Origin of the sequence: Cupriavidus sp. D39 (assembly GCF_026627925.1) — a bacterium.
GTDB lineage: Bacteria > Pseudomonadota > Gammaproteobacteria > Burkholderiales > Burkholderiaceae > Cupriavidus > Cupriavidus ulmosensis.
This window is the reverse complement of the sequence record NZ_JAPNLE010000001.1, coordinates 296,352-320,462: the sequence shown is the minus strand read 5'-3', so window position 1 is coordinate 320,462 and position 24,111 is coordinate 296,352. Positions and strand designations below refer to the sequence as shown.

The window sequence follows — 24,111 nt, the reverse complement described above, 5'->3', positions numbered from 1 at the left end:
GCACGCGATGCGTTAGCAGGCCGTCAGGTCGACCAGAGGTACGCGGACAGGTCAATGGGGTTAGACGCACAAATGACTAGTCAAAAAATTAGATTCTTTCGCTCACGGATTCCCTCATTCGAGTGCCCCCCTGGATGCCATGACTGCTGTGGACCGGTGACGACCTCAACGGAAGAGATGTCGAGGCTTCCCGTCAAGAGCGATGCCGAGCACTGGAATCATGGCGGTTGAAGAGAAGTACAACTTTGTATCAATTATATGAACTGCATAGAGCTGCGTGGGTGCCGTTCCTTCCCTGGCTGCAGGCAAGTGCCAGCTTCTTGGGAGCCTTCGAGAAATCGCCGTCAGCCATCCCTACCCGCCATCTCGCTGCCGGGTGTCAACTGCTGGTGCGGCTATGGAAGCGCTATCCCAAACCGCAATTCGGTCTGACGCAAACGTTGATCGATGGCAACCGCGTTTCGGCCTCCGAAACGGTGGTGTTGGACAAGGCGTTTTGCCGCCTGCTCCACTTTGAGCGCGCGACGCGTCATAGCCATCCGGTCATCCTGCTCGTCGCGCCGCTCTCCGGCCACCACGCCACGCTGCTACGCGACACGGTGCGGGCCACGCTGCCAGACTTCGACGTCTATCTCACCGACTGGCGCGATGGCCGCCAAGTCCCGCTCGCCGAGGGCGCCTTTCATCTCGACGACTATGTCGCCTACGTGCACGAGTTCATCGATTACCTGGGACCGGACCTCCATATCGTCTCGGTATGCCAATCGACCGTGCCGGTGCTCGCCGCGGTTTCCCTGATGGCGAGCCGTGGCGAGCCCACGACGGTCGACGAGCTAGCCGTCAACAAGTCGCTCGACTGGTTTGAGCGAGAAATGATCGACACGGATCACCACCTGAGATCGCATCTGAACTATTACTTCGACGTGGCCGCAGGCAACGCCGAGGCGGCTCAGATGCATCGATATTTCTATGACGAATACAACGCCGTGCTCGACATGGCTGCTGAATACTACCTGGAGACGGTGCGGGTGGTCTTTCAGGAATGTCGGCTGGCACGCGGCACTTGGCGCGTGCGTGGCGGGCGTGTGCGTCCGGGCGATATCCGGGACGGTGCGCTGATCACGGTGGAAGGTGAGCACGACGAGATCTGCGGCCCGGGCCAGACCCGAGCCGCGCACGATCTCTGTACAGGTATCGAAGCCTCCCACAAGCATCACCTGACGGCTCGCGGCTGCGGCCACTACGGCATCTTCTCCGGCACCAGATGGCGCACTGAGGTCTACCCGCGCATTCGCGCTCTCATCTATGGGTACGCGCGTTTGCCCGCCGGCCGCAAGGCTAAATTCGTGAGGCCCTGGAGGCATAAGGGCGAACCAACTACGCGTCAGGCGGTGAATCGAAGGCAGGGAAATAAGTTCTGCCAAATGCTTTCGCTAACAGCCATTTCGTTTGCAATCAGATCAGCAACGGCTCTTGAGCCAAATAGAAATGTCATACCTGTAGGCTAACGAGAGAATGCTGGCGCTCTATCCCCTTGGATTGAAGGGCCGGCCATGCCGAAGCCCAAGATGGTGACCATGTCGATGCGTGAACTGGACCGGCTCAGGGTGATTCAGACTGTCGTGAGCATGGTCTGATGGTTTGGCGCGCGGCCGAGAAGCTGGGACTGTCCCAGCGCCGGGTGGAACGCCTGGTACTCCGATATCGCGAAGACGGTCCAAGCGGTCTAGGCTCCCGCAAGCGCGGCCACGAGAGCAACCGGCAAAGCCCGTGCCCGCGGCCGGATCCGCGACACCTACGTCGACTTCGGGCCGACTCTGGCCTGCGAGGAGCTGCGCGAGCTCCACGGCATCGACCTGGCCAAGGAGACCGTGCGGCGGATCATGATCGATGCCGGCTTCTGGGTCCCGAGGTAGCTGCGCCCGCCCAAGTCCGCCAGCCGCGCCATCAACGCGCAAGCGCTTCCGCCTGCCGGGGAATCACGCCAAGGAATGGCGCCGGGAGCCGCCAGGGTCATGCTCAGGCAGCCGAGCCAGGGGACCACTCGAACGGTTTTCCGGCAACGCGATATTGGACAGGACGTCCTTCTGACGCGTGCAGGCGCGGCACAGCATGCTGTGTTGAATATGCTATCCGACTATTTTTAACTTGGACGATTTGCCACGGCGACCCGATGGCACCAATCGTTTAGGCTCCTTAACCCATCTCCCTATTCTGACGAAGCGGATCTCGGCTGCAGTCGGCGTGAATGCCTCCTTCAGTTCGGCGACACCGAGCTCGGTCGTAGCGTCGGGTAGGCGGTATCGTGGATCGTCTGCATCCGATCGGTCCCCACCATCCCTCAGGCTGACCTCGCGTAGTTGGCGGACCTACCGGCAGTCCACCTTGTGTGGCCGCGATGGTCGCTCGTAGCCGCCCAGCGTGGTCCTCAAGTCCGCCCACTTGATTGGGCGCCGCATGGACTAAGGCAAGGCGAAGCCTGCGTACTTTATACTGCTCGTACTGCATCTTCTCTGCCTCCCTGCCATGGCTTCCTTGCCGCTGCCTCCCGACTATGCTGATTGGCTTGCCTCACTCAAATCCCGCATCGGGCGCGCGCAGCAACGCGCTGCGACTGCCGTCAACCAGACCTTGGTCACGCTGTACTGGGATATCGGCAAGGAGATCCTTGAACGGCAGGCTAAGCAGGGGTGGGGCGCCAAAGTGATCGAGCGCTTAGCGCAGGATTTGCGGCAGGCGTTTCCCGACATGGGCGGGCTCTCGCGCTCCAACCTAATGGCGATGCGCGCGTTCGCCGAAGCGTGGCCCGATACAGCAATTGTCCAACAGCTTGTTGGACAATTGCCTTGGGGACACAACCAGGTGCTGCTGCAGAAGCTCAAATCGGTCGAGCAGCGCCAGTGGTACGCACAGCAGGCGGTCGCGCACGGCTGGTCCCGCGCCGTACTGGTGGCGCAGATCGAAACTCGCCTAGTCGACCGGGCGGCACAGGCGCCAAACAACTTCGCCGCCCAGCTGCCGTCGCCGCAGTCGGATTTGGCGCGGGCCACACTCAAGGATCCCTACGTCTTCGACTTCCTGAGCCTGCGTGTCGATGCGACGGAGCGAGATTTGGAGACAGCGCTGGTCGACCACATTACCCGTTTCCTGCTCGAACTTGGGGCCGGTTTTGCCTATGTTGGCCGCCAGGTCCATCTCGAAGTGGGGGCGAGGACTTCTATCTCGATCTGCTCTTCTACCACCTAAAGCTGCGTTGTTACATCGTAATCGAACTGAAGACAGGTGCCTTCAAGCCGGAGTATGCGGGACAGATCAGCTTCTACCTGTCGGCGGTCGATGCCGAGATGAAGACAGCGGCCGACAATCCTACTATCGGGCTGCTGCTATGCCAGGAGCACAACCGGCTGGTGGTCGAATACGCACTGCGCGGCATGGGCAATCCGATTGGCGTGGCCCAGTACCAGCTGGTGGCGGAGCTGCCGGCCGAACTGCAGGAAAGTCTGCCGAGCGTCGAGGCGTTGACTCAGGAACTGGAGCCTGACACCCGGCGTAATGAGGGGGATTAAGCCTGCAGGCACCGCCGCGCTCGAGATCACCGCGGCCTCCCGTGCTGGCGCGTCGGCGTCCATGAGCCTCTCCCAATCGTTCACACGTTAACAATTTGACATAATGCGCATTATGCGACGGAAGTGAGTCAAGTTTCAGAAGCAGCAGAAGCACCAAAACCATCAGTCAAGCCCCCGGCGTCGGGGGTGGATAACGAAGAAGCCAGCCCATACCGTGCTGGCTTTTTTGTTGCCAATGCGATCAATGAACAATCCATCACGCCACTGGGCCAGCGCCGTCGAATTCGACAAACACACAAGTGGCCTGCCGCGTCAATCCCTCTGCAGGGTGTTGCGACGTTGCGACAGAACCATCCGAGACTGGCAAACCGGACGCCGGCCCATCCCGGCCTGGACCATCGACACCCTCAAGGTCTATGAGTTCGAACGGCAGCGCGCCTGGCAAGAAATGTTCGAGATCGGACCGGCCGTCGCAGAAGCGTCAACGTGGTTTCACTCTCACAAGGCGAGAAATAAGCGTAACGGCACGACGTAACGTAAAATCCCCCTTACAAAAAAAGGGAGGTCACATGCGTACCGCAGTTGCCATGATCTTGCTGATCGCAGCCACGCCGATGGCGCAGGCCTACACCGTCACCACGACGACGACCACAACGAAAAACGCTGACGGAACCGTAAGCGTGGAGACAACCCAAAGCGCCCCCTACTCTGCAGGACGATGCGCGCAACTGATGGTCGACCAAAACATGCTGATCGACCAGCTCAGGCGAACCGGATGGAAGCTGGAACAGGACCTGGCGCGAGCGCAGCTAGCGCAGGTTCAAGAGGAAATAATTCTGCGCCGGTGCTAGGTATTGGGCGGGCCAGCCGAAAGTCAAAACCAGCGGGCCGGGCGCGACGCGCGCGAAGGGCTGTGCTGCGCTCTCCAGGCTTTGCCTTACGAGCTTGTCCCCTGCGGGGATTGCTTCGCAACATTCGCCCGCGCGCCCGGCCCGTTCCACGAGACATGCCCGGAGAAAAGGGCCTGCCCGATGAAACCGATCTGATCGCAAGAACGCCCTGGCTCTCAGAGCAACGCACCAGGTGCACCAGCTCGGCGGGAGAAAAGCAGCTTTCAAAGCGGAGGGAGGAGGACCAGGCGCGGCAGCTTCGCAGGGAGCGACATCGCACAGCCCGCTACTCGGCCTGGGGAGTGCCCTTCGGGCCGGACAAGCCCGCTGCACAGATCAAGGCCGGTCGCGCTCCCCACCCTGGCCCAGCCCCCAGACACTCCTAACGCTAGGCGCCCTTTTTCGTTACGCCTTTTCGTTACGCGACTGCGCCTCACGCTTCTCCGCGTTGCGAATCATCCTTGACGTGGAATCGCCGGTGATAGCGTCCCGCAACGCTTCGCGCATCTCGTCGGTCGTCGCTACGCTGCAATTGAAGCGCTTCCACCCAACCAGGTCAAAAAGCTCATAGCGCTTACGCCAGTCCCGAGCGGAACGAACACACCTCACCACCTGGACCATAAAATCGAAGTCCACCGGATTTCCGTTACGCGTAACGGATTTTGCGGCGCGCTCCTTGACTACATCGAGCTGCTCGAGGACCTTCCGATGCTTCGCCACCAGCTCATGGTGTGCGTCGGTCAGCCCCTGGTACGCCTGGCGCTCAACATGCTCCTTCTCGAACTTCCTATATGCCTCAAACGCTTTATTGCGCTCAGCCTCGGAAAGCTTGACCTGGCGCCGTGAGCCGTCGAGCTCAGCCCGCAACGACTTCACTTGGCCAGTCATCTCATCGATAGCCTCATGCGCTTCGGCCAGCTCGGCCTTGGTCGCCTCCAGCTCAGCCCGCAACTCAGCCATCGCATCCTCCAGGCCGTCGAAACCCTGGTGCATGACCTCGCCACGGAACACGCCGGCATTTTCCGTTACCGTAACGGAAGACTTGCGCCTAGCGCGATAGGCTGCCTGGCGCTCTGCATTGCTCAAGGCATTGGCCTTCGGCGGACGACCCCGGCCACGCTTCGTCTCACCCACCGGCAGCTCCGCAGTACGATTATCCGTTACGTCACGCATATTCACCCCCTGACTGAGACTTTATTTTACGTTACGCGTAACGGATATTCAATATCCGTTACACTTTAGCCGTAACGAAAATTAGCTATCCGCGCAGATCCGAATCAACGCTTCGAGTTGCGCGGATCCTGGGCAACGCGCTCATCCTCGCCAAAACCCTCCAGATCGAGCGCAGTCAGCCTCCGAGAACCCAGACGACCCGCAGCGGCCACCGGCACCACAGCGTACTGTGGAGGCGCCTCTACACGCCTCACAGGCTCTGCAACTGGCGAAGCCACAGGCGCCGCCACAGCGGACTGCTGCACCCCCGAGGCAGGCGCGACACCGTCAGCGTCAAAGGCCATGAAAAAACCGTCCTTGACGATCTGCAGGCACTGGCCATCCGCGACCGTCAACCGCGTCCCCTGCTGGCTGTAGCAGGCGCAGCCGTGCTTGACCTTGACACAGGCCACAGGCACCGGCACCCGCTTCGGCTTGGTGAGCTCGTCGTAGACAGGCGCGGTGTAGTCCAGACCGGCCACACGCGGCGCGTACTGCTGCACATACTGCTCCGGCGTCAGCGGGCCGCCCTGCTGTTGCGTGCCAGGAGCACCAGGGCCACTGAGCACCGCGGCTGGACTCGCGCCCTTCTTCCCCTCAGGTTCAGCCGCGGCGGATTTCTCTGCCGCCGGATGAGCAAGGTTCCACAACAGCTTCCCGCCCGCACCGAGCGCAGCCAGCACCACGAACGGCAGCACGAACATCAGCTTGTACTTGAGCGGCAGCTTCTTTTTGTGGGTGTGAGCCTCGGCCGACTTGTACCACTCGAAGACATGCTTGGGATACGGGAACGAGGACCGTTGCGCACGCTTCAGGTTGGCATTGGTCGGGTCCTGGACCTTCTGCATCTTGAACACATCAGCAGCCTGCCGCCCGAACTGGCGGATCAGGTGGACATGCTCGCCGGCCAGCTTCTTGATGTGGTTGTCGACCAGCGACGGGTCTTGCGTCATGAAGAACAGGTCGAAGCCCTTGTGCCGATGCGTTTCCAGCTCCTGCACATGGACCGGGGGCGCCGACGATGACGGACGCGGCTTCATGACCTTCTGCACCTCGTCGATGACGATGATCGACTTGGGCGGGCACTCATGCCATTTGGTCGGATCCTCAAGCAGCTGCCAATCAAGCGTCAGCTCCGGAATGCCGTGATAAAAGACCGGACGGTTCTCCTGCTTCCGCATTTCCTCCACAAAAAACAGCGTGTACAGGCTCTTGCCATTGCCCGGCTGGCCCGTGATCAGGGTCAGCAGGGAAAAGCCGAAAAAGCCGGAGTGGCGCAGCCAGGACAGGACGGGGCGATGGATCATTTGGAGATAATTTTCCGCAGAGAGCCACCGGTCAGGCCATTGAGCGTGGCCCGGATCAGTAGCGTGGTGACGATCAAATTGAAGCAGTACGGCACCTGCAGCACGCCCAGGACGCCCACGATGTTCCAGGGCAGATCCCCCATCGCAAGCAGCTTGTCCTTGAACAGCTTGGTCAAGGCCCCGAGCATCAAATCAATGCCCGTGAAGCTGGCGAACCCCAGGCCAAGCGCCACCAGAACCCTGCCCACCAGAGGCACCACGGCCCGCGCCAGCATGGCGACGATGGCGGCGGCAAACGCAGTGATAAACGGCATCAGAAGGCTCCTTTCAGCATGTACGCACACAGCGCGAGCGTGCCGATGATATTGAGCGCGCCGAACAGCTTGCCCATGTCGCACAGCGGCGCGGTACTGATCGTGATGTGAGTCGGCGCAATCCAGACGATGCCCGGCAACGAGATGTCCACGTCCGGGATGCACTTGGCGACGACGCCCATACTGTCCACCGCCGCGTACTGGTCCTTCATGCTGATCGCAGTCGCCCCGCTTGGCGTCGGCAACGTACTAGCCTGCGGATCCTGCCCGGTCGTCAACTGCACCCCATACGCGGTCGCATCATCCGTCTTCTGCAGGTCGCACCGCGACTTCCACTGCTGCTGCACCATCATGCATTGGATGGCATCGCCGCTGCAGCTAGGCGGCGTATTGCAGTCATCCCCGCCGCTGGCCGTGTTGTCGAGCGACTTCTTGCATACCGGATCGCTCGGGTTCTTCGTACAGAACGAGTCCTTGCTTTCCGTGTTTGCATCCGTCTTGGTCTGCGTGGTCGGAGTACCCCCACCGGCCGGAGTATTCGTAGTTGTCGTGGTGGTAGTCGTCGTGACGTTGTTGTTGTTGACCGTCGTTTCTGTCGTAGTGCTCACCTTCGTCGTAGAGCCATCGGGATTGGTCGTCGTCACCGTACCCGCCGTAGCGTTATCGACCTGCACGCACTTCACGCAGATATCGACCCCGTTGACCGTCCCCGTGCACATGCCAGCGCTGCACTTGATCGGCGCATCCTGCACAGGGTCAGTCGCGCCAGTCCCATTGCCCGAGCAGTTCTGACCAGTCGTTTGCAGCGGTCCCATAAACTGATATGTCCACTTGCCGGTAGTCAAATCCTTGCCGCCAGCGCGCCCACTAGCCGTCATCCCACACTCCAGCACACAGAAGTTGAGACCAGCCGCCAATGGCGACGCAGACGTCACCGTGTAGTGATCGCCAGGAAGAACGGTCCCGGCAGTTGGACACACTGCCGCACACTGCTGTGCAAGCGGCTTCGACGTATCAGGACTTGAACCGTTCGCGCAAAGCGTGGAAGCGTTATAGGTGTTGCTATACGTGTTCCCGCCGTTTTGCGTTGCCCCATAGTAATAATCACACGTCGGGTCAGAACTGAGGAAATGATAATTGCCCTGCCCCTGGTCCGCACGCGTGATATACGCATGGCAAGCCGCATCCTTGCTAGTCTGCCAAGTATCGTAACTAGTGACCCGATACATCGTCTGCGGCGCCGCTGCAAAGCAATCAGAAGCCGTACTCAGGCCAAAGGCACATAGAGCCAAGGTAAGAGACATCGCACGAATCGCGCGGATGCCGAAGCAGCCCAGCGCAACCGGAAAGAGAAAGAAGAAGCGCCGCACAGATCAACCCCCGGAAAAAAGAATCCATCCCGCCCCCAACAACGCGACCAGCACGTAGTAACCCGCCATCACAACCCCTTGACGTAAACGAAAAACGGAGGCCGAAGCCCCCGTCGAACAGCAGGGGCTGACCCCCGAAAAGCCCCCGCCTTACTTGATCGCGGAACGCACCCAGGTGTAACAGGCCACCGTGGCTTTGACACCCAGGGTCGCCACGCCGATCGCAGCAACCGCCGCCACGCAGCCGACGATAAACGTCACGATCGAGGACGTGTCCGGGGGCGTGATGCCATCGGCATGAGCGGCCACCGCACCACCCGCCGCCACACCAGCGACCGCCGCTTTTTGAGCTGCACGAGCGGCCAGAGCCTTTACTGCGCTGAAGTTCTTCTTCATTTTTCAATCTCCCTGAGGTTCAAAAAGCCGACCCATCGGCCGGAATATCCACGCGGCGGCCCACACCAACATGATCGCCGCGCCAATCATCGCGCCGTCCGACATCGAAAGTGGCGGCAGCGAATGCGACAACGCCCATTCGTCCTTGGTGACCAGCAAATAGCCATCGCAGGCCAAGGCATCGCCCTGGATCTGCTGCAGCTGGCCGGAGACGAACTGAACGCACAAAGCCATTACAGACCCCTCTTTTCCCGCCACACCCGCGCTGACAACTCACGCACCTTGCGTTGATTTGCAGCGTTGATCTTTTGCGCGAGCACTTCCCCAACGTGCTCCCACACATTCTTGGTGAGGCTGTAGATAAAGCCCCCGAGCATCGCCCCCGCGATCACCGAGAACACAGACACCGTGACCAAGTTCGCCACCTGATCCCACGCCATAGGCGAGATATTCATCACCACTCCCCCATCAAACCGCCCAGCTCATCCAGCGACAGCACCAGGCTAAGCGCCACGAGCTTCGGAAACGTCGGCGCGCAAGCCGGATAGCGCTGCAACAGCTCCGCAATGTCGAGATGACAAAGCAAGCTGTTGCGCAGGCCCCGCAGATCCCACAGCGCGCTCTGCCGGTCTTGCGCATCCATCAGGCAGCAGCCTTATCCTTACCCTCAACCACACGCTGCAGCGGCTTGATACCGGTGATGATCTTCACATCGCCCTTGTCCTTGCCGTTGCTGGTCTCGATCATGGTGATCTCCGCCAGGAACGGAAACGGGTTGTTGATGATGGACTTGACCACTTCCGAGTTCTCGCACTTCACCGCCTGCGTGCAAACGCCTTTCGAGTCCTCGCCCCGCAACTCCACATCGGTGAAAACCGTGCCCGTGTCCAGCTGCTTGCCTTCCATCGTGCCCACCCAGTACTTGGCGCCACGAATCGTGACGCGTGCGATCATTTCCATCATTTACTCCTGAGACGGCGGAGGTGCGTGCCCGCCATACACGTGCCGCGCCACAGCAGATTTATGCGCTTGCGCCGGCACCCTTTGCGGGTGACACGGGTCACAAGCGCAGCAGCGTTGTGATACTTGGGATTGACCTGGGCGTAGTTAAACGCCGGCCCGTACTGATGCAGTACATGGTCAAGCGTGCGTTCCATGACGATTTCGTCCTGCACTTCCAGCGCCGTTTTCTGGTCCGTGGCCAGCCGCTTCGGATCGGCATCCAAAAAGGCTTCCAGGGCCTTGTATGCGCCCACGAAATAGCTATCGCGGTTGATCAAAATATCGTGCTCGACCTTGCGGTCCTTCGAGCGAAACTCGATCTCGATGCGCAACCACTCGCTGTCCTGCTTGCCAAGCTGCCGCCCCTTCTCATAGGCCCGCAGCATCTTGCCGTTCTTGCGACGCCCGATCTCCAATGTGCGCCCGCCACAGGCCCCAGCCCCTGCCACCCCGCTCTCGATCTTGCGATACACCGGGATGCGCCCACCGGCATTGAAGTCGCCCGCGAAATACAGGCTTTCGACCTGGTCAACCGATACTTCGCCATCGCAGAAATCCCGCGCCAAGTCGCACCGCGTGATGCGAGCATCCAGGTCCTGCAAGGTCGCGTACACCGCATCCCAGTCCACCACGGCAGCGCAACCCACGCCCGACAGGTCCAGGCACACCGTGCCGCCCACATGCTCGCCACCGGCGCCGATGATGCCCAGGCGCACCGTCTCGCCATTCACGTAAGCCATCACGTCCGAGCTGGACTCATAGCGCCGAAAGCCGTAGCCGTTGGCATTGAGCGTGACCGGCATGGAGAACCACAGATGGAAGTAGCGGCGCAGCTGCTCGAAGGCATCGCCAACGCTGCCGCAAGGCAGGAAGGTAAAGGTCAACCAGTCGCAGATCGTCTGCTGTGCCTCGCGTTGACCACTTTCCCCCGTTTTACCGGACGGGGGAAGCGGCGCTGCGCGCCGGTGCCGTCGCTGACGCTCCGTCCCCGGCCCGAGCGCCTCCCGCCACGAGGGCCTCACCGGTGTCAAGTTGCACGCGCATCGCCATCAGAAGGCCACCTCGTCAAAATCGGACTCAAGAACGCCCGAACCCTCAACCTCGACCGGGAACATGCGGCCACCGCAACCACAGACCCCGGAATCAGGCTGGCAAAGCGTCCAGCCGCAGGAAGCACAACGCATCGTGGCCATCAGAAAAGGTCCCAGTTCGGGAACGGCAGGGAAGCCGCTTGCGAGACAGCGGCGTACTGACGAGCTGCAGCTCGCTGGCGGGCGACGGCCTTCTCTTCAAGGCGTTCGGCGCGAACCTCTACGAGCCATTGGGGCGCCTGAGCGCTCTGGAAGGGGTCCACCCCTACCTTCGGTTTTGCAACGCCCCTACGCACGGTTTGACCCATCTGTTAACCCCTGCCCGGTTTACCCGTTATATTTCGCTTGACTTACCCACCAGCGAGTTACCCGCGTGTGGGTAATGCGGAACTTACCCATCGGCGGGTAACCAGGCAACAAGAGGGTTTCTATGAGCTACCAAGAGTTGATAGCCAAAGCGCTTCACGGCAGGACTGTAAATAGGGCAGCGCAAGATATGGGCCTATCGCAATCCAGCATGGATCGGTACGCACGCGGACAGAGCCTGCCCGACTACGCAACAGCGTTTTTGCTTGCGAAAGAGGCCGGAATCGACCCGCGCGACATGTTCCTGGCGCTGGTCGAAGAAGACGCTAAAAGAAAGGGGCTTTTGGAAAAAATTTCCAAGGGTTTTAAGTGGCTGGTGTCACTTGTCGAGCCGCGCGGGCATTGGGTTTCCGCGTGGTGACACCAGCTTCAAGCTTGACTTAACTTTTTAACGATTATGTGCTTTATGCATCGCATTTAGCGGGGCGCGACCAAGTGCCGCCAGTCGAGATTGCCTTGGGGCCACTGGGAACGGTACAGTTGGACTACTGGCTAGCAATTGGCCAGCAACAGAACGTTCGGAGCAGAAGCATGACATCGAGGGACGACGAGCGCAACGTCTTGGGCCGGTGCGCGGCCGCGGCGCGCGGTGACGTCACGGCAGCATTCGATCAGCGAGAAGCCAACGTCTTTCGTCTTGCCGCGATGGTGCTGCAGTCGCGTTTGCCAGTGGAATCAGGGCGCTTGATGCATGCAAGCGACCAATACTTCCGTCTGCATCCGACCGACAAGGTGTCCAGCGCTGAGGTAGTTCGGAAAGGCTGGGTATTGGGCTTGCCTCGGCTGCGCGATATGCTGACGATGCAGCTGCGGCCTCACTAAAATGGTCCGCAACATTTCCTTTCACACCCGCACGGCACTTGCCGAGGGCCTTCGCGAGCTGTTCAAACAGCTTGAGCAGCGCCTTTCCTTCGGCAGCCACTGACGGTCTACCTGGCTGGCGGGATGGCCGTGCACCTCTATACGGCAAGCCGAGTCACGACGGACGTTGATGCCGAGTTCGCTGGGCGGGTACTGCTGCCTCAGGATGTGCTTGTGGACGTGGTTTTGGAGGACGGGACGCCTCAGGTCATCTACCTGGACACCAACTACAATCCAACGTTCGCGCTGATGCACGAGGACTACCAGGAAGACTCTATACCGGTGGACCTGGGCCTGGATCAGATACAGGTGCGCGTGCTCTCCCCGTGGATCTCGCTGTCAGCAAAATCGCGCGGCTCGCCGATAACGATCGCGAAGACATTTGCGCGCTCGTTGCAGCTGGACTGACGTCGGCAGACGAGATCGAGGAACGTGCGACAAGCGCCCTTGGGGGTTACGTTGGCGGAATCGAGATGCTACGCCTCAACCTGCGCGACACTCTCGAGATCGCGCGTGAACAGGAACGCATCGCCGCTGCGGCGACTGGCACGAGGGAAGGCCCTACGTTCTAATCTAATCGCTCGCCACGCTGCGGCGGACGCCATTGGCGGCGCGAGTCGCGCCTTAGTCGATGGAGCGGGGCCACAGTTCCGGACAGAACTACGAAAACTTTGGTCGGGTACAAAGCCCACAGCATCGGATTTCATCACTTACATGGCGGCACCACCGCAATTGGATCTTGCCAAAGAGAACTATGAGGTTGCAGCCCGGCTTGAGCAGCTATCGCTTGGCGCCTTCGCAAAGGTGAACGACTTTCGGCGCAAGGACCTTGATGCCTCTGCCATCGTTCAGCTTCTTAAGGACAGCCAAATCCTGCCCTCGGCCCAACAGCCCTAGAAGTTGCTTACAGAACCCGTTCTGCACGCTGGACTAGGGGGACACGTCATCGGTCGCCGCGTACATCAATCGGACGCTGCGAATGATCGGGGTCGCGACTAGGATGTCAGCGAACTCACCCGTAGTAGTCTTGCGGGGGCAAAGCAATGGATGTCGGGATTGGCCTCGTACGCGCCGGCACCCGAAACGCGACACAAGGGTCGCACGATGGCGACCGGCAGCAGAGGGTCGAACCTAGCCCACCGAGTCAGGCAGAGCTCGACCAAAGGCCATCGTTCGTCAAGACCGAAAAAGTGACATTCGGGCATCGCGTCCTGCTCGCACCGGGCCGCTGCATTGCAGGCGTGAAACGAGAGTAGTCGTCAAAACAAGGCCGTGTCGGTGCCCGTCAATCCAGCGGAGGTACCCGGATTCGTCGTGGTCAAGAATCTTCCGTTCGATCAAGCTCATGGGATTGATTCACTCTGTTCTGGGTTGGTCTTGAATTCGTCCAGCGGTCTTCGCCGTCGCCTGATTTTTTCATAGCGAAAGTTCGATGTTCCAGCAACGCCCTCATGCCTAGCATAACGTCTATATTGCCGCCGTTCTTCGGCTTGCACGGTGGTGGTTGATGAAGGACCGCTGTACCAGAGTGCTTATAATGTGGGCAATCCACTCAGATTTATTTGTTCAATGCCTGATCTTTCAGCCTATACGGGCAAACCGCCCAATGATTTTGCTGCGAGCGTCATCGGTGCGCTGGAAGCCGAAGGCTTTGCCGTCGCTACCACGTCGCAGGGCCCTCAGCCGGATCAACGAAAAACGTTGCGCATCACGTGGCGCGGCATCTACATTGGCCTGACAAGCAAGGCCATCTGGGGGCGAAGGTCCCATATGCCTGTTTGTACCGATTCCCAAAGGACAGGCCGCCTTACTCGATCTCCAAGGCTCCCGACGGCTTCGACAAGGACGCGTTCGCCAGGGAACATGGTTGTAACCCCGACCTGCTGCATGTCCATAGTGACTCCGGCGAGTCGTATCTCTATGTCAAAGACGTGGCGACGACTCTGCTTTTGATGCAAGGCTGGGCAAGGAGGATCGACGAAGTCCTCTTCGGGGCAACGGGCAGCGAGGAACCAGATCAGATCCTGAATGACGTGCGCGACATTCTGGAAGACACGTCCAAACCTGAGACAGAGCGCTTAGCCGAGGTGGCAATTCGCCTGGGACAGGGGAAGTTTCGAGCCGATTTGCAGCAGGAATTCGGAAACGCGTGTGCGGCCACGCGGCTGGCCGTGCTGCCGGCGCTGCGAGCTTCGCATATCGTGCCGTGGAAGGAGTCAGATAGCGCGCAAAAGCTCGACCCAAAAAACGGGTTGCTACTGTCGGCCAACCTGGACGCGCTATTCGACCGTTATATGATCACCTTCCGGCCGAACGGCAAGCTTGAAGTGTCCAAGTCGGTGATGCAACGTGATCTGGAAAGGCTCGGCCCCATCCAGGATCTTCAAAGCAAGCCATGCGACCGGCGGGCAGCTTACTTAAGACAACACAATGCGGAGTTCGAGCGGCGCGAGCAGGAACGTGAAAATTACGTGATGAAGTCAGCTCGATAGCGGCGGGGCGGCGATCGGACCTGCACGCGCCCCCGTCGTCGCCGGTTAGGCCTGCGATCCGATCGTGAAGCACGAATGCTTGTGCGTCGGACATTGCCGTCGTACCCACCTTGGTTCAGTGCGTACAGTTCTGCCCCGCATAGAGTCCGAAAAGCTGGGGCGCTCACTTAGATGCATTGAGATCTCTAAAGCCCGTGGACGAACAGCGAATACTGGGCCAGCGAACAAACGTTCTTCCCTCTTCGCAATGTCGGCAACAGCAGCCACTAGTCCTGTGGGCCAACGACTCGGACGACCGAAGTACGCAGGGAAGGCGCCATTCACGATTTGCATCGCCGAGCGACCGCAAGGGGTCGGGAAGAGCCAGTTTGCACCCGATGAGGAGCAGTCCAGCTAATTCGCGTTTCTCGTCAGGGCAGTCCAGCATGCCTGGACGGCAACTAATCCCATTCCCGATCCCTGCCCCGCCCTGCGGCCTTCTAGAGGAGAGGCACGTGTTCCTTTGGGACGACCAGCATTGTCAAACCCAAGCCGTCCAGAGCGCGGAGAGCATAGTCAAGGTGAACGCCCTTCCGGTTTTCCAATTTCGACAACATTCCCACAGACACCCGGCACTTTCGGGCGCCCTGATCGATTGGTAGCCCTTGCGCGGCGCGAGTCGCGCGTACTCTATCCCCGAGATGTGAGCATATCTTGATCGTGGCGCGGGATGGCAACGTCGAATTCGGCAAAAGTCGTGGCATGTGCAATACAAAGAAAATGAGAGCCATGAGCAGAGCGGCCCCATCGTTATTTCACGAAGATGAAGGTATATAGGACGCCAGCTTGCCTCGTGCCATACCACCGCATCAGCTGGTAGCGACATTGTCGCTGGTCGCAGAAGGGGCTCTCTTACGCCCGGCGGGCAGACGCTCCAGTTTTCTGAGGAAGCCATCTCCCGCTCCAGATCGAGCCGGTTATTCAGCCGCTGCTGCTTGACGGCGAGCGACACCGTAGCCAGTCCTAGGTGCAGGCGCCCCGCCCTGAGCGGATCTCTGTCGCGTCAGGCCAGTGCCAACGCCCCAGGTGCACCCCGCGAGACAAAGCGAACGCCCGTGCCGACATTTGAATTTGGCTGGCCGTGCGACATTTCAGAACGTCCTGGACAATCGGCGAGAGACAGGCAGCAGCAGCACCAAGACATAGGGATAGGGGCCATTGCTCAAGTGCCTGCCGCCAGGATGTCCGCAACCAGCCCGGTGTGCAGACGCCCGTCGCGCCATGGCTGGTGAGCCAACGTCTTTGCCAGGAAGGGAAGATTGGTTTTCACACCGGCAATCTGTGTGGCTTGCACGGCCTCTTGCGCCAGTGCGATCGCGCCGGGGCGATCTGCAGCATGGACGATGATCTTGGCGATCATCGGATCGTAATACGGGCTGACCGTATTGGCTTGGCAATAGCCCGTCTCGACCCGGATGCCGGGTCCGGCCGGTAGCTGGAATACCTCGAGCCTGCCCGGCGATGGCATGAAACGCACCGGGTCCTCCGCGTAGACGCGCAACTCGATCGCGTGGCCACAGGCTGAGACATCGCGCGGTACAACGGCGTCCAGGCTCTCACCAGCGGCGAGCCTGACCTGTGCCTCCACCAGGTCAAGGCCGGTAATGGCCTCGGTCACCGCGTGCTCCACCTGCAAACGCGTGTTCATCTCCAGGAAGTTGTAGCTGCCATCTTCGCCGCGCAGCATCTCCACAGTGCCAATCACGTCGTAGCCCAGCTTTGCCAGCAGCCGCGCGATCCGCTCGCCCATTTCGTCAGCCTCGCCTGGATACAGGCGGGGCGCGCAGGCCTCTTCGATGACCTTCTGGTGACGGCGCTGTACCGAGCAATCGCGCTCGAACAGGTGACGCACCTTGCCGTGGCGGTCCGCCAGGATCTGGAATTCGATATGCCGGGGCCGCTCGAACAGCTGCTCCAGATACACCTCGCTACTACCGAAGCTGCGCGCCGAAAGCGAACGTGCGCGCTCCACGGCTTTCACGACCGAATCCATATCGGTGGCCGCCACCATCCCGATGCCGCCCCCGCCGCCGGCGGGCTTGACCAGCACGGGAAAGCCCACGGCCTGGGCCGCCGCGCGGATGGCCGCTTCCGAGTCTGGCAGGATCCCGGACGAGCGGCACATTGGCATGCCCTGCGCGGCCATCAACTCGCGCGCCCGCGTCTTGTGCCCCATCGCGTCGATCCAGCGCGGGCTCGGGCCGATGAAGGTGAGTCCCCTTGCCTGCACGCTGGCGGCGAACTGCGCATTTTCCGAAAGAAAGCCGTAGCCGGGGTGAACCGCATCCGCACCGCTGCGGTCGATGGCCTCGAACAGCGCAGCCTGATTCAGGTAGCTTTGCACGGCCGGAGCCGGACCGATGCAATAGGCCTCGTCTGCCTCGGCCACATACGGCAACTCGCGGTCGGCCTCGGAATAGACCGCCACGGCGCGCAGCCCCATCTTTCGCAGCGTACGGATGATTCGTGCTGAGATGGCGCCTCGATTTGCTATGAGAACTTTTCGCATGATCCCGTGCCCTCAGTAGCTGGTAGGCCAGGTGCGCATCAGATGCTGGCTAACACCGTTGCTGAGCCGAAGTCGGTGCACCTCCAGCAGACGCCTAAGCGTCTGCCGCGTGTCCAAGGGGTTGATCACCAGGTGGGCCGAGTAGGCGCCGGCCATGTCCCATGCCGAGGTGTCGCGCTCCATGCCCCTGAGCAGTTCGGCATAGCGTCCGGGATCGTCCTGTTGCTTGACGCCATGGACGATGGTAACGCCGGAACGCGGATCCATGAAGTTGACTTCGGCCGATACCCAGGCGATGACCTCATCGGCATTGCCTGCGCCGCCCATATTCAGCACCGCCTGGCCATAAGTCTTGCGCATGATGATGGAGATCTTGGGCACCGTGACCAGCGAGAGTGCGTTCATCCAATTCATGACTCTTCCTACCGCACCCCGACGCTCGCCTTCGACGCCGATCAGGAAGCCGGGCTGGTCGGTCATGAGGACGAGCGGGATATTGAAGGAATCGCACAGCACCATGAAGCTGGTGGCCTTATTGCACGCGTCGACATCGATCGCACCGCCTTTGGACATCGGGTTGTTAGCAATGATGCCGACCGTGTGGCCATCGATTCGGGCCAGCGCGGTGACGATGGATTTGCCGAAGCGAGCCTTCAACTCGAACATGCTGTCCGCGTCCACGATCAATGGGATCACCTTGCGCACGTCATAGACCTTGGTGCGTGACTCCGGAACGATCTCCAGGATGCGATGGGCCTGCTGGCCCGATCCGGCCGGCACCGGATGGACCGGCGGCGCCTCGTTGTGATGGCTGGGCAGATAGGAGAGGAAGCGCTTGATCGCATCCAGCGCCTCTTCGTCCGAATCGACAGCCATATCGACCAGCCCGGACACGCCGGTGAGCACTTCCCAGCCGCCCAGCGCCTCCGGATCCACGGCTTCCCCGATCGCCATCGAGGTGAGCTTCACACTGGAGACCGCCATGATCGCGCTCTTGCGCATTACGGAGAAATCCGCCAGCGCCGCGTACCAACTCGAGGAACCGTAGCAATGGCCTAGCACCGCCGACACCCAGGGCGTCTCGCGGGTACGCATATACTGGGTAGGCTTGTCGCCGCTGCCGATGCCGCGCGCTCCCATGGTGTCCGGCATACGTGCGCCGGTGGATTCGCCCAGGAATACCATCGGCAAGCCGCGCTTGGTAGCGACCGTCTTCATATGCCCAACCTTGCTGGCGTTCACATTGCTGCTCGACGCCCCCATCACCGTGAAGTCGTTGGAGACCACCGCGACTTCGCGGCCGTCCACTTTCGCATAACCGACGATTTTGCCGTCCGCCGGCGACCGCTCGCGATCCTCCGGGCGATATGACGTTGCCAGCAGGCCGGATTCCAGGAAGCTGCCGGCATCGACCAGGTAGTCGATGCGCTCGCGCGCATTCAGCACGCCTTCCGCCCTGCGCCCGGCCAGCTTCTCCAGCCCCCATCTGGCGGGCGCGATGTTCCCGCTCAGCTAGTTCCGCGATCAATGTCTCAAAAGCCATGTGGAGTGTCTCCGCTCTATCGTTTGAAGATACCGGCGTTCGCCTCGACGAACTTCGTGGCTGAAAGCGCGTCCTTGACCAGCAACGCAGACAGTTCGGCTGGTGTGGAGGCCTCCAACTGATAGCCTTCGAGGGCAAGACGGTGGTTTATCTGCGGGTCGTCTACGAACTGCTTCGACAGCGCTGCCATTCTGGCGATGATCGGTTCGGGCACCTTGGCCGGGGCAAACAGGCCATACCAGTTCGAGAAAACCGCACTCGACAGGCCGCTCTCGCGCAATGTGGGGACCTCCGGAAATGCTTCGCTGCGCATTTCCGAACTCACCGCGATCGCCCGCAGCTTTCCCCCTTCACCAGCGGCGCGAGCACGGGCACGTTGGCGATCACCATGTCGACCTGGCCGCCCATGGCATCCGTGGCTGCCTGGGAGCCACCCTTGTAGGGAACGTGGTTGAGGCGAATCGCCGAACCTGAGTTCAGCAGGCCCACCTGGAGGGTGAGCGAGGCGCTGGAGATCGAATATTTGTCTGGGTTCTTCCTGGCGATCTGGATCATTTCGGCAGCCGACTGGGCCGGGAAATTGACATTAGCGGCAATCAGGCAGGGAACCCGTGTCAAGAGGCTCACGGGGGCCAGGTCCTTGTGTGGATCGAAGGATGGCACCGGACCCGTAGCCTGGTTGGTCGCCAGCCCATCTATCCCAAGCAGGAAGGTATAGCCGTCCGGCTCAGCCTTGGCGACCAGTTCGCTGCCGATGTTGGTCGAAGCACCCGGACGATTGTCGACCACGATGGACTGGTTCAGCTTTTTGCGCAGGTATTCGGCGTATTCCCGCGCGAGGCGGTCCGTGGTGCCGCCGGGAGCATACGGCACTATCAATTTGATCGGCTTGGCCGGCCAGGTTTGCGCTTGCGCGGAAATTGCCGCCAGGCAAGATAGCAGGACCCCTGCAGAGCACCGGAACCACATCCTCATCAACATGTTGTCTCCTCCCAGGCTTACGGCTTCTTTGGTCCAGGAAGGCGTAAATAGCGTGCACCCCGCAAGCCGATTGACGGCTCGTCCTGTTTCGCGACAAGCAACGGGTCAAGGCCGCACCCCCATCTTCAACTTGGGCCCGAGGCTGGTCTTCAGCGAGATCTGGGCGGTGTCGATAAAGCGGCTCAGGTAATAGCGCGTTTCGCGCGGATCGATGATGTCCTCCACGCCGAAGGCTTCCGCGGTGCGGAAGGGAGAGGCAACCTGCCGCAGACGCGCCTCGATCTCGCGCTCCTTGGCGGCGGGATCGCCGGCCGCGGCGATTTCACGCCGGAACGCCGCCGCCACTCCGCCTTCGATCGGCAGCGAACCCCACTCGGCCGTCGGCCAGGCTAGCTTCAGGCCCAACCCGTTCTTGTCGGTGGCCGCCATGCCGGCCATGCCATAGCATTTGCGAATCACCACCGTGGCGATCGGCACGGTGGCCTGCAAGCTCACGAAGACGCTGCGCATGCCCTCCCGTAGGGTGCCCTGTGCTTCGGCATCCCTGCCCACCATAAAGCCCGGCACGTCCACCAGGAACACCAGCGGGATGTGAAAGGTGTCGCACAGTTCGACGAAATGGGTCTGCTTGCGCGCGGCCTTGGCGTCGATCGCCCCCCGTACGCCATCGGGTTGCTCGCCACCACCCCCACCACCTTGCCATTGAGCCTGGCCATGGTGGTGATGACCGCCTTGCCAAAAGTCGGCTGGATCTCGAAAGTGGAGTCGCGATCAAACACCCAGCGGATGATCTTCCGCATGTCATAGGCTTTGCGGCGCTCGGTCGGCACGATGGTTGCCAGGGCGTCCTCACGCCGGTCCACCGGATCATCGGTAGCAACCACGGGCGGCAACTCCCAGACGTTTTGCGGCATATAGGACAGGAAGCGCTGGATCATCTCGAAGCACTGCTTCTCGTCGCTCGCCGCATTGTCAACCGAGCCCGCGATATCCACGGCGATCCTGGCGCCGCCCAGATCCTCCTTGGAGATATCCTGCCCAAGCGAGCGCTTCACCACGGGTGGGCCGGCCGCGAAAATCTGGCTGGTGTCGTTGACCATGACCGACCAGTGGGACAGGATTGCCCGTCCCGCCGGCCCCCCGCCGCCGTCCCCGTGACGGCGCAGACTACCGGCACCTGGCCAAGCAAGGCAGTGGAGGTCTCGAAACCGTGCACTCCCGGGAATACGGTGTGACCGCGCTTCTGCGCCGATGTCACGCTACCGCCCACGCCATCGATCAGGTTAATCAGCGGGATCTTGTAGTTGATGGCCAGTTCCTCCACGAAGCCGCCCTGCCCGCCCTTCTTGCGATCTCCGCTCCAACTGGCGCCCCCCTTACCGTATAGTCTTCGCCTCCGATTGCCACCGGGCGGCCGCCAATGGTGGCCAGGCCCATGACATACGGTGCGGGCGTCACCTTGACCAGGACGCCGTGCTCGTCATACTGGCCCTGCCCGGTCAAGCGGCCGACCTCATGAAAAGACTGCGCATCGCACAAGCCGTCGATGCGCTCGCGGATGGTCAGCTTGCCGGCGGCATGGTGGCGCTCGACTGCCTCCGGCCCGCCCAGCGCGCGGCTGAACGCCCTGCGCTGCTCCAGTTCCAGCAGCCCTTCAGAGAGAATCTCTTGGCTCATGTCCATGGGTTCTCTCATTTCAAGCGGGGTTGACGATGGCGAGCACCTGTCCCTCGGACACCGGCTCGCCTTCGTTGATCAGCACTTCCGACACCTTACCGGCGTGCGTCGATTCGACCGGGATCTCCATTTTCATCGACTCGATGATGAACAGCACATCGCCCTCGTCCACGGCCTGTCCCGGCACGCATTCGCATTTCCACATGGAACCCACTACTTCCGAAATCACCTTGACGCTCATGGAATCATCCTTTCCCGTGACTGATGCAGAGAGACTGCAAGAAACTGCAGGAACCTGAAAAGCGGCCGATGGCTCAGGCCGCGGCGGTGGCGCAACCACTGATCACGCCGCGCGCCTGGAGTGTTGCGATGGTGTCGGCATCCAGGCCGAGCAGGCGTTCCAGGACCTCGACCGTGTCCGCGCCGGTTTCCTCCCCAGTTCATTGACATGGCCAGGCGTGGCGGACAGCCGCGGGGTGACGTTGGGAACTGCGACCATACCCAGCTTGGGATGCGGCAGCCTTGCGATGACCTCTCGCTCGCTGAAATGCGGGTCGCGGAAGACGTCGTCGATGTTGTAGATCTTCGCGTGCGGAATATCGAATTCGGTAAGACGCTGATGCACCGTCTCGAAAGGCAGCGAGGCGATCCAGTCCTGCATCAAGGCATCGACAGCCTCGCCATGCAGGCTGCGTTGGCGATTAGTGGCAAAGCGCGCCTCGTCCGCCAGCGCCGGCCTGTCCATGGCCGCGCACAGGCGGCGAAAGATGGGGTCGGCCAGCGCCGCAACATGGATGTAGCAGCCATCCGCGGACAGGTACAGGTTGTTGGGACTCGAACCTGGCAGCTTTGACCCGGCGCGTTCGGCGATCAGGCCGAGCTGGTCGTAGGCCATGACATGCGGCTCCATGAAGCTGAAGGCGCACTCGGCAAGCGCCGTATCGACAATTTGCCCTTTGCCTGTCTTGTGGCGGGCCTCCAGCGCCAGCATGGCGCCAAACGCCCCATAGAGGCCCGTCACGTAGTCCGACAGCGAAGTCGCCACCCGAGCCGGCGGACGATCGGGATCGCCGGTGATCGAGCGAAGTCCGCTCATGGCCTCCCCGATCACGCCATAGCCGGGCTGCTTGCTATATGGCCCGCTCTGGCCGTAGCCGCTGATCCTCACCATGATCAGGCCGGGATTGCTTGCCGAGAGTGTTTCGTAGCCCAGGCCCCAGCGTTCCAGCGTACCCGGCCTGAAGTTCTCCACCAGGAAATCGGCCTGGTCGATCAGCCGTCGCAGCAGGCCCTGGCCCTCCGGCTCGCGCAGGTCTACCGCAATCACTTCCTTGTTGCGAAATATGGACAGCGCGTAGAGCGAGATGCCCTCCTTGTGACTGCCCATGGAACGCAGGGCATCCCCTTCGGCAACCTCTACCTTGATCACGCTCGCGCCAAAGTCGGCCAGCAGCCTGCCGCAAAACGGGCCCGCCACGGTTGAGCCCAGTTCGATGACCGTGTAGCCGGCAAGGGGCCCGGCGCGATTGCTCGATTCCATAGTCCTGTCTCCTGTCCCGTGCGTTAATCGTCGACCTTGACGTTGGCGTTCTTCACCACCTGTTTCCACTGGCCGATCTCCTTATGCAGCGTGTCGCGAAACACCTCCGGGCTGCCGCCCACGAGATCCAGGCCACCGGCGGTCTGCAAACGCTGCCGCAAGTCAGCGGACTGGAACAGTTCGTTGACTTGCCGATTCAGACGCGTGACGATCTCGGCCGGCATGCCGGCAGGGCCCATTAGGCCGAAGAAGAGGCTGCCGTCGTAGTTGCGCAAACCTGCTTCCGCGAAGGTGGGAACATCCGGTGCGAGCGCGGATCGAGTCTGGCTGGATATGGCCAGGGCCCTGACGCGCTTGGTCTGGATATTCGGCGCTGCAAGCAAAATGGTGTCGGTGACCATGTCCACCTCACCGCCGAGCAGGGCGGCAATCGCCTGGGCATTGCCGCGATAGGGAACGTGGGTAAAGCTGGTCCCGGACAACGTGGCCAGGTATTCGGTCGACAGATGGGTCGAGCCGCCAACGCCCGAAGAGCCGTAGTTGATCTTCCTGGGATAGCTACGGGCATAGCTGAGCAACTCGGACAAGGACTTTGCCGGAAACTTGTTGTTGACCAGCAGCACGGTCGGCAGCCGACCAACCAGTGCAATTGGCGTCAGGTCCTTCTCTACGTCAAAGTTGAGCTTTGGGTAGACCGCGGGATTTACGGCAATCGCGCTGGAGACCATCAACAGCGTATAGCCGTCCGGGGGCGACTTCGCGGTTGCCTCGGCCGCCAGGCTGCCGCCGACGCCAGTCTTGTTCTCGACAATGATGGACTGCCCCAGCCGCTCCGACAAGTGCTGGGCGACCACGCGCGCCACAATGTCGGTAGCGCTGCCAGCCGAGAAACCGACGTACATGCGGATGGGGCGGTTAGGGTATTTCTCTTGTGCGTGAAGCGGGGATGAAACGG

General features: G+C 61.1%; 24 protein-coding genes and 5 pseudogenes. 11 read left to right on the top strand and 18 right to left on the bottom strand.

Features of this window, described 5'->3' with window-relative positions; translation table 11 throughout:
- Positions 1 to 72 precede the first annotated feature (72 nt).
- The 6 genes and pseudogenes from OMK73_RS38665 to OMK73_RS01610 form a co-directional block, all read left to right on the top strand.
- A pseudogene (locus OMK73_RS38665) lies at positions 73 to 210 on the top strand (YkgJ family cysteine cluster protein); the annotation flags it as partial.
- A gap of 71 nt (positions 211 to 281) precedes the next feature.
- Positions 282 to 1,508 (top strand): polyhydroxyalkanoate depolymerase, encoded by a 1,227-nt coding sequence (locus OMK73_RS01630; protein WP_267600407.1) that lies wholly within the window; start codon positions 282 to 284, stop codon positions 1,506 to 1,508.
- A gap of 45 nt (positions 1,509 to 1,553) precedes the next feature.
- Positions 1,554 to 1,957, top strand: a pseudogene (locus OMK73_RS01625) (helix-turn-helix domain-containing protein); the annotation flags it as partial.
- Positions 1,958 to 2,526: 569 nt separating this feature from the next.
- Positions 2,527 to 3,566 (top strand): annotated as a pseudogene (locus OMK73_RS01620) (PDDEXK nuclease domain-containing protein).
- Between the two features lie 214 nt (positions 3,567 to 3,780).
- Positions 3,781 to 4,101, top strand: a complete 321-nt coding sequence (locus OMK73_RS01615) for a hypothetical protein (protein ID WP_267600406.1) — start codon at positions 3,781 to 3,783, stop codon at positions 4,099 to 4,101.
- Between the two features lie 34 nt (positions 4,102 to 4,135).
- Positions 4,136 to 4,417, top strand: a complete 282-nt coding sequence (locus OMK73_RS01610) for a hypothetical protein (RefSeq protein ID WP_267600405.1) — start codon at positions 4,136 to 4,138, stop codon at positions 4,415 to 4,417.
- Between the two features lie 444 nt (positions 4,418 to 4,861).
- On the opposite strand, the gene OMK73_RS01605 is transcribed toward OMK73_RS01610, so the two are convergent.
- From OMK73_RS01605 to OMK73_RS01560, 10 genes are all read right to left on the bottom strand, one after another.
- On the bottom strand, positions 4,862 to 5,629 hold the full coding sequence (locus OMK73_RS01605) for a hypothetical protein (protein ID WP_267600404.1): 768 nt from the start codon (positions 5,627 to 5,629) through the stop codon (positions 4,862 to 4,864).
- A gap of 104 nt (positions 5,630 to 5,733) precedes the next feature.
- Entirely contained in the window at positions 5,734 to 6,975 is a 1,242-nt protein-coding gene (locus tag OMK73_RS01600; protein WP_267600403.1) for a zonular occludens toxin domain-containing protein, read from the bottom strand.
- Entirely contained in the window at positions 6,972 to 7,289 is a 318-nt protein-coding gene (locus OMK73_RS01595) for a DUF2523 family protein (RefSeq protein WP_267600402.1), read from the bottom strand. The genes OMK73_RS01600 and OMK73_RS01595 overlap by 4 nt, the downstream gene beginning before the upstream one ends.
- Positions 7,289 to 8,659, bottom strand: coding sequence for a virulence factor TspB C-terminal domain-related protein (locus OMK73_RS01590; protein WP_267600401.1), 1,371 nt, complete (start codon positions 8,657 to 8,659; stop codon positions 7,289 to 7,291). Before OMK73_RS01590 ends, OMK73_RS01595 begins: the two co-directional genes overlap by 1 nt.
- 150 nt (positions 8,660 to 8,809) lie before the next feature.
- The gene (locus tag OMK73_RS01585; protein ID WP_267600400.1) at positions 8,810 to 9,055 is read right to left on the bottom strand and encodes a major capsid protein; all 246 of its coding nucleotides are present in this window, start codon (positions 9,053 to 9,055) and stop codon (positions 8,810 to 8,812) included.
- Positions 9,056 to 9,058: 3 nt separating this feature from the next.
- The gene (locus OMK73_RS01580; RefSeq protein WP_267600704.1) at positions 9,059 to 9,289 is read right to left on the bottom strand and encodes a phage coat protein; all 231 of its coding nucleotides are present in this window, start codon (positions 9,287 to 9,289) and stop codon (positions 9,059 to 9,061) included.
- Complete coding sequence (locus OMK73_RS01575; protein ID WP_267600399.1) at positions 9,289 to 9,510, bottom strand: hypothetical protein; 222 nt, start codon at positions 9,508 to 9,510, stop codon at positions 9,289 to 9,291. Before OMK73_RS01575 ends, OMK73_RS01580 begins: the two co-directional genes overlap by 1 nt.
- A complete protein-coding gene (locus tag OMK73_RS01570; protein ID WP_267600398.1) occupies positions 9,510 to 9,698 on the bottom strand; it encodes a hypothetical protein in 189 nt (62 codons plus the stop codon). The genes OMK73_RS01575 and OMK73_RS01570 overlap by 1 nt, the downstream gene beginning before the upstream one ends.
- Positions 9,698 to 10,015: a hypothetical protein gene (locus OMK73_RS01565; RefSeq protein ID WP_267600397.1), complete on the bottom strand. Its 318-nt coding sequence runs from the start codon at positions 10,013 to 10,015 to the stop codon at positions 9,698 to 9,700. The genes OMK73_RS01570 and OMK73_RS01565 overlap by 1 nt, the downstream gene beginning before the upstream one ends.
- The gene (locus OMK73_RS01560; protein WP_267600395.1) at positions 10,015 to 10,941 is read right to left on the bottom strand and encodes a replication initiation factor domain-containing protein; all 927 of its coding nucleotides are present in this window, start codon (positions 10,939 to 10,941) and stop codon (positions 10,015 to 10,017) included. The genes OMK73_RS01565 and OMK73_RS01560 overlap by 1 nt, the downstream gene beginning before the upstream one ends.
- A 637-nt stretch (positions 10,942 to 11,578) precedes the next feature.
- Between OMK73_RS01560 and OMK73_RS01555 the strand changes: the two genes are divergently transcribed.
- From OMK73_RS01555 to OMK73_RS01535, 5 genes are all read left to right on the top strand, one after another.
- Positions 11,579 to 11,875, top strand: coding sequence for a hypothetical protein (locus OMK73_RS01555; RefSeq protein ID WP_267600394.1), 297 nt, complete (start codon positions 11,579 to 11,581; stop codon positions 11,873 to 11,875).
- A 170-nt stretch (positions 11,876 to 12,045) separates the two neighbouring features.
- Entirely contained in the window at positions 12,046 to 12,336 is a 291-nt protein-coding gene (locus OMK73_RS01550; RefSeq protein ID WP_267600393.1) for a hypothetical protein, read from the top strand.
- A 123-nt stretch (positions 12,337 to 12,459) separates the two neighbouring features.
- Entirely contained in the window at positions 12,460 to 12,783 is a 324-nt protein-coding gene (locus OMK73_RS01545; protein ID WP_267600392.1) for a hypothetical protein, read from the top strand.
- Positions 12,784 to 13,089: 306 nt separating this feature from the next.
- On the top strand, positions 13,090 to 13,272 hold the full coding sequence (locus tag OMK73_RS01540) for a hypothetical protein (protein ID WP_267600391.1): 183 nt from the start codon (positions 13,090 to 13,092) through the stop codon (positions 13,270 to 13,272).
- Positions 13,273 to 14,087: 815 nt separating this feature from the next.
- Positions 14,088 to 14,867 carry an HNH endonuclease gene (locus OMK73_RS01535; protein WP_267600390.1) on the top strand — a complete coding sequence of 260 codons (780 nt, stop codon included), beginning with the start codon at positions 14,088 to 14,090 and terminating at the stop codon, positions 14,865 to 14,867.
- A 1,201-nt stretch (positions 14,868 to 16,068) separates the two neighbouring features.
- Here the strand turns inward: OMK73_RS01535 and OMK73_RS01530 are convergent.
- The 8 genes and pseudogenes from OMK73_RS01530 to OMK73_RS01495 all read right to left on the bottom strand — a co-directional run bounded on the left by OMK73_RS01530 (position 16,069) and on the right by OMK73_RS01495 (position 24,058).
- Positions 16,069 to 17,415: an acetyl-CoA carboxylase biotin carboxylase subunit gene (locus OMK73_RS01530; protein ID WP_267600389.1), complete on the bottom strand. Its 1,347-nt coding sequence runs from the start codon at positions 17,413 to 17,415 to the stop codon at positions 16,069 to 16,071.
- A 12-nt stretch (positions 17,416 to 17,427) separates the two neighbouring features.
- The gene (locus OMK73_RS01525; protein ID WP_267600387.1) at positions 17,428 to 18,861 is read right to left on the bottom strand and encodes an acyl-CoA carboxylase subunit beta; all 1,434 of its coding nucleotides are present in this window, start codon (positions 18,859 to 18,861) and stop codon (positions 17,428 to 17,430) included.
- A 113-nt stretch (positions 18,862 to 18,974) separates the two neighbouring features.
- Positions 18,975 to 19,927 (bottom strand): annotated as a pseudogene (locus OMK73_RS01520) (Bug family tripartite tricarboxylate transporter substrate binding protein).
- A gap of 117 nt (positions 19,928 to 20,044) precedes the next feature.
- A pseudogene (locus tag OMK73_RS01515) lies at positions 20,045 to 21,039 on the bottom strand (acyl-CoA carboxylase subunit beta).
- A gap of 187 nt (positions 21,040 to 21,226) precedes the next feature.
- A complete protein-coding gene (locus tag OMK73_RS01510; RefSeq protein WP_267600386.1) occupies positions 21,227 to 21,622 on the bottom strand; it encodes a carboxyl transferase domain-containing protein in 396 nt (131 codons plus the stop codon).
- Between the two features lie 13 nt (positions 21,623 to 21,635).
- Complete coding sequence (locus OMK73_RS01505) at positions 21,636 to 21,857, bottom strand: acetyl-CoA carboxylase biotin carboxyl carrier protein subunit (RefSeq protein WP_267600385.1); 222 nt, start codon at positions 21,855 to 21,857, stop codon at positions 21,636 to 21,638.
- Positions 21,858 to 21,959: 102 nt separating this feature from the next.
- Positions 21,960 to 23,156, bottom strand: coding sequence for a CaiB/BaiF CoA transferase family protein (locus tag OMK73_RS01500; protein ID WP_267600384.1), 1,197 nt, complete (start codon positions 23,154 to 23,156; stop codon positions 21,960 to 21,962).
- Between the two features lie 23 nt (positions 23,157 to 23,179).
- Complete coding sequence (locus tag OMK73_RS01495) at positions 23,180 to 24,058, bottom strand: tripartite tricarboxylate transporter substrate binding protein (RefSeq protein WP_267600383.1); 879 nt, start codon at positions 24,056 to 24,058, stop codon at positions 23,180 to 23,182.
- Positions 24,059 to 24,111: the final 53 nt, after the last annotated feature.